General features: G+C 36.6%; 15 protein-coding genes and 1 tRNA gene. 11 read left to right on the top strand and 5 right to left on the bottom strand.

From position 1 onward, the window contains the following. Positions 1 to 33 precede the first annotated feature (33 nt). Positions 34 to 1,086 (bottom strand): aromatic ring-hydroxylating dioxygenase subunit alpha, encoded by a 1,053-nt coding sequence (locus tag NIZ91_14195; GenBank protein USY53898.1) that lies wholly within the window; start codon positions 1,084 to 1,086, stop codon positions 34 to 36. A 198-nt stretch (positions 1,087 to 1,284) separates the two neighbouring features. Between NIZ91_14195 and NIZ91_14190 the strand changes: the two genes are divergently transcribed. From NIZ91_14190 to NIZ91_14180, 3 genes are all read left to right on the top strand, one after another. Further along, positions 1,285 to 1,357 (top strand) — tRNA-Thr (locus tag NIZ91_14190). A 171-nt stretch (positions 1,358 to 1,528) separates the two neighbouring features. Next, positions 1,529 to 2,488 (top strand): ABC transporter ATP-binding protein, encoded by a 960-nt coding sequence (locus tag NIZ91_14185; GenBank protein ID USY53897.1) that lies wholly within the window; start codon positions 1,529 to 1,531, stop codon positions 2,486 to 2,488. Beyond that, positions 2,488 to 4,017, top strand: a complete 1,530-nt coding sequence (locus NIZ91_14180; protein USY53896.1) for an ABC transporter permease/substrate-binding protein — start codon at positions 2,488 to 2,490, stop codon at positions 4,015 to 4,017. The genes NIZ91_14185 and NIZ91_14180 overlap by 1 nt, the downstream gene beginning before the upstream one ends. 213 nt (positions 4,018 to 4,230) lie before the next feature. Here the strand turns inward: NIZ91_14180 and NIZ91_14175 are convergent, their stop codons facing one another. Beyond that, a complete protein-coding gene (locus tag NIZ91_14175; protein ID USY53895.1) occupies positions 4,231 to 4,596 on the bottom strand; it encodes a cupin in 366 nt (121 codons plus the stop codon). Positions 4,597 to 4,713: 117 nt separating this feature from the next. Next, a complete protein-coding gene (locus NIZ91_14170; protein USY53894.1) occupies positions 4,714 to 5,649 on the bottom strand; it encodes an LCP family protein in 936 nt (311 codons plus the stop codon). Positions 5,650 to 5,895: 246 nt separating this feature from the next. Between NIZ91_14170 and NIZ91_14165 the strand changes: the two genes are divergently transcribed. Beyond that, positions 5,896 to 6,543: a hypothetical protein gene (locus tag NIZ91_14165; protein ID USY53893.1), complete on the top strand. Its 648-nt coding sequence runs from the start codon at positions 5,896 to 5,898 to the stop codon at positions 6,541 to 6,543. 103 nt (positions 6,544 to 6,646) lie between these two features. Continuing rightward, positions 6,647 to 7,750, top strand: a complete 1,104-nt coding sequence (locus tag NIZ91_14160) for a Xaa-Pro peptidase family protein (protein ID USY53892.1) — start codon at positions 6,647 to 6,649, stop codon at positions 7,748 to 7,750. Positions 7,751 to 7,779: 29 nt separating this feature from the next. Here NIZ91_14160 and zupT read toward each other — a convergent pair whose 3' ends face one another. Next, the gene (zupT, locus tag NIZ91_14155) at positions 7,780 to 8,583 is read right to left on the bottom strand and encodes a zinc transporter ZupT (GenBank protein USY53891.1); all 804 of its coding nucleotides are present in this window, start codon (positions 8,581 to 8,583) and stop codon (positions 7,780 to 7,782) included. A gap of 330 nt (positions 8,584 to 8,913) precedes the next feature. On the opposite strand from zupT, the gene NIZ91_14150 reads away from it, so the two are divergent. The 5 genes from NIZ91_14150 (at position 8,914) to NIZ91_14130 (ending at position 11,503) form a co-directional block, all read left to right on the top strand. Further along, on the top strand, positions 8,914 to 9,492 hold the full coding sequence (locus tag NIZ91_14150; protein ID USY53890.1) for a suppressor of fused domain protein: 579 nt from the start codon (positions 8,914 to 8,916) through the stop codon (positions 9,490 to 9,492). A 171-nt stretch (positions 9,493 to 9,663) separates the two neighbouring features. Then, a complete protein-coding gene (locus NIZ91_14145; protein ID USY53889.1) occupies positions 9,664 to 9,858 on the top strand; it encodes a hypothetical protein in 195 nt (64 codons plus the stop codon). 88 nt (positions 9,859 to 9,946) lie between these two features. After that, on the top strand, positions 9,947 to 10,225 hold the full coding sequence (locus NIZ91_14140; protein ID USY53888.1) for a hypothetical protein: 279 nt from the start codon (positions 9,947 to 9,949) through the stop codon (positions 10,223 to 10,225). A 56-nt stretch (positions 10,226 to 10,281) separates the two neighbouring features. Then, positions 10,282 to 10,689: a DUF2809 domain-containing protein gene (locus tag NIZ91_14135; protein USY53887.1), complete on the top strand. Its 408-nt coding sequence runs from the start codon at positions 10,282 to 10,284 to the stop codon at positions 10,687 to 10,689. Positions 10,690 to 10,741: 52 nt separating this feature from the next. After that, positions 10,742 to 11,503, top strand: coding sequence for a MerR family transcriptional regulator (locus NIZ91_14130; GenBank protein ID USY53886.1), 762 nt, complete (start codon positions 10,742 to 10,744; stop codon positions 11,501 to 11,503). 75 nt (positions 11,504 to 11,578) lie between these two features. Here the strand turns inward: NIZ91_14130 and NIZ91_14125 are convergent, their stop codons facing one another. Then, the gene (locus NIZ91_14125; protein ID USY53885.1) at positions 11,579 to 12,097 is read right to left on the bottom strand and encodes an acyl-CoA thioesterase; all 519 of its coding nucleotides are present in this window, start codon (positions 12,095 to 12,097) and stop codon (positions 11,579 to 11,581) included. A gap of 281 nt (positions 12,098 to 12,378) precedes the next feature. Between NIZ91_14125 and NIZ91_14120 the strand changes: the two genes are divergently transcribed. Next, complete coding sequence (locus NIZ91_14120) at positions 12,379 to 14,526, top strand: SpoIID/LytB domain-containing protein (GenBank protein ID USY53884.1); 2,148 nt, start codon at positions 12,379 to 12,381, stop codon at positions 14,524 to 14,526. Positions 14,527 to 14,531: the final 5 nt, after the last annotated feature.

Below are 14,531 nucleotides of genomic sequence, written 5' to 3'. Positions count from 1 at the left end.
AGCGCGTCAAGTTTCAACCTGACGCGCTTTTTATTAGCTCGTATAAATAAAGCTTAAGCCCATTGATTTTAGCAGTTTTCGATAAGCAATGGATGTTTGGTCAGCCGCGATATGAGCTTCCATTTGTAAATCAAGAGGAAGATCTTCAGGCTTTTGATTTTCGACCATCTCACGATCCTCATCAAATACTCGAAGATTAAAGTCATAAACACCTTCAACAGGAGAGTCCTTGTCAAAGTTGCGGGCAATAGGTACAAATAAGCGTGTTTCACGGGCAGAAACCGGACAAACTGCATTCATAATCCAAAGCTGGCCCCCTTCAGGAAAATAAACTTTTAGCGTAGCAGTGAAAGGTGGATACACGTCAAATACTCGCAGCCATTTAAAGTTTTCCGGATTTAAGTGGGCTTGCTCTTTAGAATAATTACTCACAGTGCTTAAATACTCCACGTTTAAACCATAGTCTGTTTTATCAACTTTATATCTGGGAACGAATGCATTATTCCGATCACCAAATGTCTCCGTATGAACCCAGGCAAAATGTGCAACATCCAAAAAGCCTTCCATCTGTCGACCTGCTGAACCACCTATATCAAAGCTAGGACAAACAATTTGTTGAAAGTCAGGGTCATCCCAAGCCTGAAACTGTGGAATGTTATCTATTTCCCCTGTTAACGATGTCCAAATGAGTCCAAAACGCTCGATAGCAGGGTACACTGTCATGCAAAGGCGGGGAGATATATTTGCATCAGGGTGCGCTGGTATTGATGTGCAAGCTCCTTCTGTGTTGTAGCGGAATCCATGATAAGGACATACAATTTCATCGTCCTCTATCCAACCCATACTAAGCGGAGTTCCGCGGTGAACGCAGAGATCTCGGGCTACAACAACTTGTTTTTTAGTTCGATATACCACTAAATTAACATCTAGCAGCTTAACGCTAAGCGGCTTTTCGTTTACTTCAGCTATTTGTGCGACGGGATACCAATAAGTTGAAAGAGTAGTCCAGTCCTCCTTGCTAAACGTACAGTCACGTGGGTAAGGTGTTTTTGGGGGAGATTTTTTAAGCATTTGTTGTTGGTCCATTTATCTTCTTCCTTTCTAGTTTCTTGAATGTTTTACCAGTGTAACTCATTTTTAGAAAATTCTCATTTTTATTGTTAGGTATTCTTACATTCATTTGAATTTTTGTAGACTATGGTGGATTAGATAAATATATTTTGGATAATAAATGAAATAAAGTGTTTTGAAAAAATACAAGAATATGATATAATTATGATTGACGCTGGCGTAGCTCAGTAGGTAGAGCACTTGCATGGTAAGCAAGAGGTCGCAGGTTCAATCCCTGTCGCTAGCATAATAAGTGTAGTAAAACGAGAGCCTTTTTAAGTAAGGGATCTCGTTTTTTTTTGGTATTCTTTAAAAGGTTTATTTTCAAAAAAGAGAGAAACGATAAAAATGTTTAAGCAATAAAAACCAGGGGTAAAAGAGGTTAGCAATAAAAATTGGACGAGGAGTGCATCTAAATTTGATTACATTTAAAAATGTTTCAAAACAGTATGAGGATGGAACTATAGCTGTCAAAGAAATTAATTTAGAAATAAAGCAAGGAGAGTTTTTTGTTCTTATTGGTCCTAGTGGATGTGGAAAAACAACAACGCTCAAAATGATAAATCGCTTACACGATGTAACTAGTGGTAATCTATACATAGCAGATAAAAAAGTAACTGATCACAACATCAATGAACTTCGCTGGGAAATCGGTTACGTACTCCAGCAAATTGCTCTATTCCCTCATATGACCATTGCTGAAAACATAGCGGTAGTACCTGAGATGAAGGGGTGGAAAAAGAATAAAATTAAAAAGCGTGTAGACGAGTTATTAGAACTTGTTGGACTTGACCCTAAGCAGTACCGCAATCGCAAACCTTCTGAGCTTTCCGGTGGGCAACAGCAGCGCATTGGTGTAGCTAGAGCCCTCGCAGCCGATCCGCCCGTTATTCTGATGGACGAACCTTTCAGTGCATTGGACCCGCTAAGTCGTGATCAACTGCAGCAAGACGTTTTAGCTTTAAAAGAAAAGATAAAAAAGACATTCGTCTTTGTTACGCATGATATGAGCGAAGCAATGACGCTTGGCGATCGTATTTGTTTAATGAAAGATGGGGAAGTAGTTCAAATTGGCACACCGGAAGAATTTATTCAAAAGCCTAAAAATGATTTTGTGAAATCATTTATTGGTAATCAGGGAAGCATATTGCTCCAACCATTGGAAGTATTCGTTAATGAAACAAACCAGCAAGATTTTGAGCACATTGAAGCACCCGTACAATTAAAGTCATCCGCATCTATTAGCGAAGCGATAGAACTTTTACAAGAAAACGATTATGTTGGTGTTTATAAAGGTTCAAGAAAAATTGGTATTGTAACAAACAAAAATATCCTTGCCTTCTTGTCTAATAAATCAAAACAAGGAGCGATGGTATAATGAACGGATTAACTACTCTGTTAGAACAAAGGGGAGACGCGCTTCTTCAAGCACTGCTTGAACATGTTCAGATTTCCGTACTCGCGCTATTAATTGCAGTGTTAATTTCCGTACCTCTTGGTCTGTATTTAACAAGGCATGAACGAATTGCTGAGCCTATTATTGGCGTAACGGCTGTTCTACAAACGATTCCTTCATTAGCTTTATTAGGGTTATTAATTCCAGTAGTAGGAATAGGAACCGTTCCCGCTGTTATTGCTTTGTTTCTCTATGCTTTATTACCAATTGTTCGCAATACATATACAGGAATTAAAGAAGTAGATCCATCTTTAATTGAAGCAGCAAGAGCAATGGGGATGAATTCATTTAGGCGACTGGTAAAAGTCGAACTCCCATTAGCTCTTCCAGTTATAATGGCTGGTATTCGTACAGCAATGGTTCTAATTATTGGAACAGCGACCATCGTTGCATTAATTGGTGCAGGTGGATTAGGTAGCTTAATTCTATTAGGAATCGATCGAAGCGATAATGCTCTTATTTTATTAGGGGCCATTCCAGCAGCCCTATTAGCAATTGTCTTTGATGTCGCTCTTCGAATAATTGAAAATTCTTCAAAGAAGGGTTCAAAAAAACGTCCTATTATCATGGTGGCTATTTTAGTACTGATTCTTTCTTCCCCGTTCATCGCTATGAAAACAACTGAACCAGATCTTGTAATTGGTGGGAAACTTGGTGCAGAACCAGATATTTTAATTAATATGTATAAGCAGTTAATTGAAGATGAAACGAATTTGAAAGTAGATTTACGTTCGTCATTGGGAAAAACAGTTTTTGTATTTGAAGCCCTTCGTAATAAAGAAATTGATATTTATCCAGAATATACGGGAACAGCGCTTGTTACGCATTTAAAAGAGCAGCCTGACAGCAAAGAGGCTAGTGAGGTGTACGAACAAGCCAAAATAGGACTCAAGGAGAAATTTGATTTAGCTTACCTTCAACCGATGGCTTTTAATAACACGTATACATTAACAGTGACCAAAGAGTTTGCGGAACAAAATAATGTGAAAACCATTTCAGACTTAACAAACGTGGCGGATCAGGTAAAGGCTGGCTTGACCCTCGAATTTAAGGATCGAGAAGATGGATATGCAGGTCTTCAAAAAGAGTATGGCTTAGCTCTAAAAAATGTTAAAACGATGGAACCAAAGCTTCGCTATAATGCAGTCCAAACAGGTGATATTAACTTATTGGATGCGTATGCAACAGATCCAGAAATTGAACAGTATAATCTAGCAGTTCTAGAAGATGATGAAAAGTTCTTTCCACCTTATCAAGGTGCCCCGGTCTTAAGAGAAGAAACATTAAAAGAATACCCTGAATTAAAAGAGATTCTCAATAAGTTAGCAGGGAAAATTACGGATGAAGAAATGCGTAAAATGAACTATGAAGTCAATGCTGAAGGAAAAGCAGCAGAAGAGGTAGCTCGTAAGTTCTTGGTTGAAAAGGGATTAGTATCAGGAGGTAATTAGTAAATTAGGTTTGAGCATAAGTATTTAGGATAATGAGATATCAGAACTGTTGAAAGTTAACTCCTTTTAATCGTTCTGATATTTTTTGTTGGCTTCAAACACTTGCTTTCGCCGCGGAAAGCAAGTGTTTGAAGCATAATGGAACGAACTTGTTTTTACAACATAATTATGCTAAAAAAGGAATCATTTAGTTATGACTATCCTCTTTTTTACTTACGACGAAGCTGTACCTTTATGTAGTGCTTGAAGCCACGTATCTGGAGAAATCTCAAAGCCTTCAATACTAATACAGGTCATTCCATTCGCACTACCAAATTCAACGTATTCACCAGCTTTCCAGAATACGGCTTCTCCGGAATTGACACCAATTCGCTCCTCACTGTTACCAACCCATCCTTCGCCGCCTACAACTAATAATAGTTTTGGAATCGTGGCTTCAGTTTGAGGCGCGTAATCATAAGGAGCTAATGAAATGTAATTTATTTTTACATCTCCTGTTTGAGAAAGAATGGTGTTGAAATGATAAGGCTGATAAAGCATAGAGTCAGTTTTACGCTGAGCATATTGATATAGTTTCACGTTGGTCCCTCCAGTAGACACGGATTTCGTTGTCGTGTTTCCGTAGCGTAACTAATATATGTATGAACATAAAAAAAAGACCCAAAAAGCAGAAAACTGTCTGCTTTTTGGGTCTTTTTAATCTAAGAATGTTTGAATTTCCTGCCTGTTCTTTTCTAGATCTAATCGTAGTACAGCGCCTGCTCCTGAAACGCGTTCATTGGTAAACGCACCGTCAACAGGGATGCGGAGCGAATCAAGCTCATTCGAACTTCCAAGTAAGAAGTCTTTTCCGATAGACACGAAGGTCTTTGGCGGTACATTTGTATCCACATATGGATCAATAATTCCCCATAACTTAGGTGCTTTAGCTATTGTTTGAAGCGTTAACGCTTCTTCTGTAAGTTTACCTAAAACTTCTTGCTGTCTTTGAACACGTCCAAAGTCACTTTGACTATCATGTCTAAATCGCACATAGCCTAATAGCTCTTCACCGTGAAGCGTCTGCTTTCCCGGTTCTAAGGTCATCCCGATACCATGGGACATTCTTTGGTTAATATCAACTTCAATACCATTTGGAGCAATTGTATCTACAACTTTTGAGAAGCCTTTAAAATCTACTACCGCATAGTAATTCACATCGATACCGAAATTTTCCTTTATTGTTTTGCGCAAAAGCTCAGGTCCCCCAAATGCATATGCTGCATTGATTTTATTTTTTCCATACCCGGGTATATCTACATAACTATCTCGCATAAGAGATACAATCTTTGGCTGGTTATTATCCTTGTCATAGTGCGCAATCATAATTGTATCAGCACGTGAATGTTCTTCCCCACGGGAATCAATCCCTAAAAGAAGAACGTTCATAGTATCTAAATTGGCGCTTTTACCGTTAAATTCAAATTGTCCATCTTTTTGAAAGTCGCCGTCTGCTTCAGCCAACCCTTGTTGATATTGATAAAAAACATATCCAGCTAAAGCAATCAGTACTACAAAGCAAAAAAGAAAAAATCTTCTCATTCGCTTTTTCTTTCTCTGTTTATGTCGTTTGCGATGTTCACGTTGTTCCAATATTCTCACCTATCATTTTAAAGTAATTGAAAAGTATAGCAATTATATTCTTATATAAAATTACCATCACATTCTATGATTAGCAAGTATTAGCCATTTTAACCGTAAAAGCTAGGTATGTATTATGTAAGATTGAAGCAAACAAAAAGGTTTTAATGAATTTATACGTTTTTTGCAGGTGAATGAGCCAAAAGTCTCTAATTAGTAAAAGGTGAAAAAATGCAGAATGGCAAAGGAGATGGATAAATGAGCTTATACGTATCATCTTCAAATATAGTCGTTATTCCACAAAAAGCTGTTTCACACTGGAAAACATATGGAGTGGGAACAATTAAAGGAGCAAAAGTGACGGGAAAGCGATGTGAACAGTTGAAGTTACGATTTAAAGAGAAGGTAATGACGCCTTTTCAAATGGTATCTTATCACGAATCATTCATTGTCATGTTTGATGATGAGCAAAGCAAAGAGCATTTTGAATTAATTGCAAACATGCTCCAGGCAGATGGATATAAGTTTAACTACTACCTGTTATTTGATGATCATGAATCTGAAGTTTTGAAGGGAATGGAACAATTTTTAAAAGTAGGCGAGTTTAATGTACCGGTCGTACGGCTCGATCAAACAGGTGAATTTGATTTTCATAGCAATGGCAATTCTGTTGAAATAGTCATCGATGATGATGTAGATGGAGAAGGAGTAAGTTCGTTTATTCAAACGTTTACATTAAAAGAAGGAAACTATTTTATTGGTGACCCAGGCTTTTTAAACAACCAAGAGATGCTTGAGAAACAATACTTTACCGGAGGAGATTACCACCTTGTTTATCAGTATAATAATCAATGGCTTAAAAAAGTAATTATTCAACCTAGGGAATCAGTACAAAATAGTATATAAACTAGAATGTCTTTTACGCCTAAAGGCGTTGTTTCACTAGTCGAGAAAGTAGTGAAATTATGGTATAATAGCTTTAAGAGATTAAGAAAGGAAGTTATATGCGATGAATGAACGCTTAAGTAACGTGGCTTCTTGGCTTTCTGAAAAAAGCTATGATGCTGCATTTATTTCTTCAACAGAAAATGTATTTTATTTAACAAATTTTTATACGGATCCACATGAACGACTTTTAGGTCTATTTGTATTTCCAAATACTGAACCTTTACTTGTTTGTCCTTTTATGGAAGTTAATCAAGCAAAAAGTGCAGGGTGGCAATATGATGTTGTTGGATATGAAGATCATGAAAACCCTTGGGAGCTAATTCATGCTGCATTACATAAAAGAGAAATTAATACTATTGATCGTTTAGCAGTTGAAAAAGAGCAGCTATCTTTCCTGCGAAGTGAAGAGTTAAAAACATTGTATCAAGATGTTGTATTTGAAAGCGTAGAAGAAAAAATGAACGAATTAAGGGTAGTGAAAACGCAAGCAGAAATCGACATTTTACAAGAAGCAGCAGCTCTCGCTGATTATGGTGTTGAAGTAGGTGTATCTGCTTTAAAAGAAGGCGTTACGGAAATGGACGTTCTTGCTAAAATTGAATATGAATTAAAGCGAAAAGGTATTCGCGAGATGTCGTTCTCTACAATGGTTTTATTTGGAGAAAAAACGGGTGACCCTCATGGCAATCCTGGGTTACGTACACTAAAAAAAGGTGACATGGTTTTATTTGACTTAGGCGTTGTGTTAGATGGATATTGTTCGGATATTACGCGAACAGTGGCATTCGGGGAAATTTCTGAAAAGCAACAGCATATGTATGAGACGGTTAATAAAGCGTTAGAAGCTGCTTTATCTGCATCCAAGCCTGGTACAAGGATTGGGGACTTAGACATGATTGCGCGTAATCTTATTTCAGAAGCAGGATACGGAGAATACTTCCCACATCGACTAGGTCACGGGCTAGGAATTAGTGTACACGAATTTCCTTCTATGAACCGTACCAATGATGACATACTAAAAGAAGGCATGGTTTATACCATTGAGCCGGGCGTTTATATCCCTAACGTTGGTGGAATACGTATTGAAGATGATGTAGTTATTACGAAAGATGGAAATAAAACGTTAACGAAGTATCCTAAGAAGTTACAAATTATTAAACTGTAAGAAAAACCCCCTTTTAAAAGGGGGTTTTTCTATATGAATAGAAGAAGACTAATAGCCATGATAGCCATTCCGCCGATAAGTCCATAAATAGAAAGGTGAGCCTCATCATATCGCTGAGCAGCAGGTAAAAGTTCATCTAAAGAAATAAAGACCATAATTCCTGCAACTGCGGCAAATATCACTCCGAACATAACGTCGTTCAAAAAAGGCATGAGTAAGAAATATGCAGCGATAGCTCCTAAAGGCTCTGAAAGACCTGACAAAAAAGAGAGTTTAAATGCTTTCTTTTTATCACCTGTTGCAAAATAAACCGGCACTGAAACAGCAATTCCTTCAGGAATGTTGTGAATAGCAATTGCTACTGCAATCGCTATTCCTAAAGAAGGATCTTGAAGAGTCGACGTAAACGTAGCAATTCCTTCAGGGAAATTATGAATAGCGATTGCTAAAGCGGTAAATGTACCCATCTTTAAGAGAGCAGTGTCTTTTACTTCTGGTTTCTTCATATCTTCTACGGTTTTTAGTTCATGGGGGTTTCCTTGCTTTGGTACGAATTTATCAATCATTGCAATTAAGAGCATTCCAGCAAAAAAACCACCAACTGTTACCCAATTTCCAGATACTTTACCAAGTGATCCTACAAGTGCATCCTGTGCTTTTACAAAAATTTCAATCATGGATACATAAATCATAACACCAGCTGAAAAGCCGAGTGCAATTGATAGAAATTTTGTATTCGTTGTAGATACAAAAAAAGCTAAAATACTTCCTATTCCTGTTGCTAGACCTGCCATTAATGTTAAACCAAAGGCTAGTAATAAATGTTCAGTCATGAAATAGTCCTCCTGAAAGAATAAGAGTGAGTTTTTATCTATATTCCAAAAATATCTGAGACATGACCAGTGTATAAAGGCAATGGAAAATAATATCACATGTTCAATTCTCAATTTATCTAGCACAGTATATTCAGCTTCTTTTGATTGGGAACTTGCCTATGGTTTAGAAGAAGTAGTAAAAAGAAAATGTGAAGTTGGTTTTTAAAGGATATGTTACGAACAGATAACATTTTGTTCACAAATTATCGTATTGCTATCGATTTTTCGTTTGGTAGTATATCCTGTACAGTAGAGGCTTTGTAAGCTTGATAGCAAGGAGGCTTTTTGATGACTAATTATTCAAAAGACGATGAGAAAATTATACATAAAGCAGTTGAAGTTTTTGGAGGGAAGGATCGCATTGATGAATTTGAAGATGCAAAAAAAACACACAGCGTGCATGTTTTAGCAACAGGCAATCATCCGCGATCAGAATTAACTGCATACGCAACATTAGGAGGATATCATTGTCCAACAGGATACACGGTTGGTGGTATTCCACTTCGCATTGAAATTGTAGGGGCATGTCATTCTTCATTTGAACTTTTCCCGCAAATTTTAAGCAAGTGTGTATTTCATATGATGAAGTCGCACGTTTCAATCTTTCCTGGAGCAATTTATAAAGACATTATTACTTCTTTCGACCATAGCCTTCATATGCAGCATATTTTATTGATTCCGCCATTTTTATGGGACACATTCTCTACTATCGAGTTATCAGATAAAAAAGTTGCATTTTTACAAGCGGTCCCAATCTCTGAAAATGAGCGAGCTTTTGCATTAGAATATGGAGTGGACTCTCTGCTAAGCCGATTCGACGATGAACGAGTGAATGTATTTAATTTAGAACGTCGAACGGTAGTATAAGGATAAAAGGAGGCGGCCAAGTATGGCCGTCTTTTTTATTGAAAACAGGCTTGTATCTAGAAACTTTGGGACAAAACTCCACGATTGTCCTAAGGCAAACACCTATACGTGATAAATTCCCATTACATATAGTAGAACATAAGTATTAAACATAATTAGAAAGGGGAAGTTATGATGAATAATCCGCGCAGAAGGCCACAAATAAATCCAGATTTTCGTCCAAATGGGGGCACAAACAATGAGGATGGAAATAAAAACATCATTAGCAACAGTGGAAACTCCAGCGTTAATATTAACCTAGGACAAGGAAAAAGATCAAAACAGTCTCAGAAGCTAGATCAGTCTGATAGCGGCTTAATCTTTTAAATTAAGGGGACTCTTTAGTCAGCGGGTGTAGTGGAAATTCGCTTGGGCTAGTGAAGAGTGAATAGCGGTTAGTACGGGGAGGTTTATCATGAAAAGCTTAGTAAGTGATAGTGGAAACGCAAAAGTAGATATTACTATTAATATAGATAATTCAGCTCTAGCTTATTTAGTAGGAAGCTGCCTCCATGCAACTCAGCAAATAACCGATGAACAATATCTTCAAATGATGACTAATTTGACAACATTACTTGGGAAAAACAGCGAAGAAGTAAAAAAATTGTTTTCAAACCATCATATTTTGACGAATAAAAAATTTAAATCTGCTAATGAGCTAGAGAATTTAAAAATCTATTATAATAAGAAATAGAAGCACTTGATAAAAGTGCTTTTTGTTTTGAATTCAGTCATAAAAAGGGGAAATTAATGAACAATAGAAATAGAGTTATCTATGCTTGTTTATGTTTAATAATAGCTCTACTAGGGCTATCGACACGGGTGTTTCAAGAGTATTTGCCCGCTTTTTTAAGGATGTATATAGGGGATACCCTTTGGGCGATAATGATTTTTCTTGGATTTTCCAGTGTATATAAAACAGCTAGTACCATTCGAATTATTGTAATATCAATTTTATTTTGTTATGGCATTGAATGTAGTCAGCTCTACCAAGAAGAGTGGATTGTACACCTTAGACACACTACTTTAGGAGGACTAATTTTAGGCTACGGTTTTCTTTGGAGTGACATAATTGCATATACTGTGGGAATTGCAGTGGGGGGATTGACAGAACTGATTCTTAGAAAGAATTCTTACATAAATGGTGAAAAGTATTGACTCTCACGCTACGTTATACTTTATCGTTACTAATTAAGAGGAGGGATTGAAAATGGCCATGCAGGTAAAGGAAGTAGCTAGCTTAGCTGGTATTAGTATACGCACCCTTCATCATTACGATGATATCGATTTATTGAAGCCTACTGAGGTAACTGAATCAGGATACCGGCTATATGTTGAAGAAGATTTAGAAATGCTGCAACAAATCTTATTATTTAAAGAACTAGGGCTTTCGTTAAAAGAAATTAAAGCAGTCATTTATGATCCTTCCTTTAATAAACAAGAAGCGTTAGAGTTACATCAACAGCTTCTAATTGAAAAAAGAAATCGACTTAATCGTATGATTGCCATGACTGAACAAACGATTAAGTCAATGAAAGGAGAAAAATCAATGACTAATAAGCAAAGATTTGAAGGTTTTGATTTTAGTGAAAATCCGTATGAAGAAGAAGCTAAAAAGCGATGGGGGAACGAAAAAGTAAACGAAGCGAATAAAAAAGTTAGAGGGATGACGAAAGACGAACAAGCGGATTTAGCAGCAGAAGCAAATGAGATTTATAAAAAGTTAGCTAAGTTGATGAATGAATCATCATCATCAGAACCTGTTCAAAAAGCAATACAAGAATGGTATGACTTTTTGAATCGTAATTTTACGACGTATTCACCAGAGGCATTTCAAGGATTAGGGGAACTATATGTTCAAGATGAAAGGTTTCAAAGTAACATTGACCAATTCGGAGAAGGGTTAGCTGAATTTTTAAAAGAAGCGATGGCGATTTTTGCAAATAACTTGTTAAAAGAGAAAAAAGGATAAAAGAAATCATTCGAAACGCAAACGCATATTAAATTTATTTTTAACTGAAAAGAGTCCCTATAATGGGGACTCTTTTCAGTTACTGCTGCGCAATGTTTTTGAAAGAATTTTTGCTACGGATTTACTTTGTTCAATTTGTGTACGCTTATTATTTTTGCGTTCTAATGCAATCGCTTGTAGGCTTTTTTCTTCTTCAGTTTGAGCTACAACCTTTGGCACAATAGCAGGCTTTCCACCTTCTAAAGCAACAAACGTTAAGAAAGAAGTCGCTGCAATTCGTTTAACACCTGTAATTAAATGCTCAGCGATTACTTTTACAAAGATAATCATTGAGCTTTTACCAGTTAGTACAACAAAAGACTCATATGATATGAAATCTTCTTCCGTCACAGGTTCAATAAAATCGACGTGATCAATCGATGCTGTAACGCATGGCTTTCTTGAATGTTTTGTAGCAGATAATGATGCGATCATGTCCATATCCGCTACAATTTTCCCTCCAAATAACGTATGGTGATTATTTAAATCATTAGGGAAGATATGCTGCGATTTTACAACTCTTGATACACTGCAAGGTATTTGTTCAACTGTCATCTATAAAGCACTCCTTTAAAACCTCAATCCATAATGAATGTACATATGTAATATTAAAAACATATATCAATTTTATTCCCTATTTTTGAACCAGTAATCTTTACGATAAAAAGTAAAAAAATAGAGTATTTTCTGTCATATTAATTAGGTATAAAGTTATGTAGATTTGAAATTCACTTTATTTTTTTGGAATATATAGATAAAAAAGATTAAAAAACCCTCCTTTTGTCCGATAAAAAGTTTAAAAGATTCATAGATTTATTTATGTCAAGGAGGAACGTATGAAAAAAGTACTTGCTGCTTTAGTTGTTATGTTCATGCTTAGTTCGAGTTATTCCATGGTAAATGTGAAAGCTGAAACGAATCCAACTATAAGCGTCCAGCTAAAAAATTATCTAAAAAACAAAAAAGAAATTCAAATTCAAACGTCAGAAGATGCAGCAACATCTTATGAAGGAGTTCGTTTAGAAGCTAATCAGACCTATCGCTTAAAGGTAGAACAAGGGAAAATTTCTTTATATAAAGGAACGACCAAATTAAAGGAAGATACAACCTTTAAGCTATACACTAATCAAACAGCAGAAACGCTTATTGAGGGAAGAGTGTATAGTGGAAGTTTTGATTTTGTGATTGAAAGTAACGAATACGTACAACCAATTAACCACGTATCAATGGAGGAGTATTTGAAGGGAGTCGTTCCTAACGAAATGATTCCAAGTTGGCCTGTAGAGTCACTAACGGCTCAAGCGATTGCAGCACGCACATATGCAATGGGGCATTTGAACAAAACAATTAATGATACAATTCAATATCAAGTATATGGTGGCAAAACAGTCTACGCTAATACGAATGCAGCTGTTGAAAAATCATATGGTCAGACACTTACATATAACGGGAAATTAATCAGCGCACTTTATTCATCTAGCAATGGTGGAGTTACGGAGTCTAATGCTAATGCATGGTCAGGCTCACCGCTTCCTTATTTACCAATTCAAACGGATTCATATGATCCAAAACATCCATGGAATTTAACGGTGAAAAAGCAGCAAATAGACACAGAGAACTTAGACTTAGTTCATTATAAAAATTGGTGGAGCACCATCAAAGAAAATGATAAGGAAATTACTGATAATATCAAAACTTATTTACAGCAAAAAGATTACAAAGGAAAAGAAATTAAGGTTCTCTCAATCCCAAAACTAGAATTCACGGAAAAGAATGCTAGTAATCGTTACAATAAGGGAAGTTTAGAAGTGAAGTTTATTGTAAAAGATGATGTTGATTCAGAAGGGAAACTTAATGTAAAAACATTAAGCTTAAACAATGTAAAGGCTTCTGATATTCGTCCAATTATTGGGGTAAACCTTATTAAAAGTTACTATGTAACAGAACAAAATGCTACTGATAAAGAAATAGTACTAAAAGGTCTAGGATATGGTCATGGTGTAGGAATGAGTCAATACGGAGCTTATTATCGTGCCAAAGCTGGTCAAACCTATGATCAAATTTTACGTTTTTATTATCGGAATGCAGAGCGCACGCAGCAATACAAGCGAGAAGCAAAGCGTTTAGCAGGCCCAGAACGATATGATACAGCTGCAGAAATTGCAAGAGAAGGGTGGACTACGGCTCGAACAGTTGTCATTGCAGCAGGAGGGAATTTTCCAGATGCGCTAGCAGGAGCTCCTCTTGCAGTTCAGGAAAATGCTCCACTATTACTAACAACAGGTCATGAATTGCATCCAACTGTAAAAGCAGAGCTTCAGCGCTTACAGCCTGAAAAAGTAATTGTATTAGGAAGTTCAAGGGTTATTCGAGATTCAGTATTAGATGAAATTAAGCAGTTAGGTGCTAAGGAAGTCCAGCGTTTAGGAGGAGCAGATCGTTTTGAAACGTCAGCGGCAATTGCTAAGCAAATAAATTCTTCAAAAGTAATTGTAGTGAATGGACAAAACTTCCCAGATGCTCTATCAGTAGCTCCATATGCAGCGAAAGAAGGAATTCCTATTGTACTAACAAGGCCAACTTCAATTCCTGCAGCTACAGCACAAGTGCTTGAAGGAAAAGCAGAAGCTATTGTTATTGGTTCTGAACAGGTAGTAAATGCAACAGTTTATAATTCTCTTCCAGCTAACCGAGTAAGATATGCAGGAGAACATCGCTATGCAACAAATCAAAAAGTTGTGACGAACCTGCTTGGCAATACAAAACAAGCTTATGTTGCAGCGGGAACTAATTTTCCAGATGCACTAGCTGGCTCAATTTTAGCTGGAAAACGTGGTGTGCCAGTTATCCTCACAGATGCAGACAAGTTGCCAGCGGGCACAGCTGATATTTTAAGCGGCTATAAGGATTTTACAGTACTAGGTTCTACTCGCGTAGTAAACGATTCTGTAGTTAATGAGCTAGAAGAAATTGCAAATAAATAAACAAC

Source organism: Bacillus sp. 1780r2a1 (genome assembly GCA_024134725.1).
Classification (GTDB): Bacteria; Bacillota; Bacilli; order Bacillales; family Bacillaceae_H; genus Priestia; species Priestia aryabhattai_A.
Note: the sequence above shows the minus strand (reverse complement) of the source record. Positions and strands in the feature narration are given on the sequence as shown.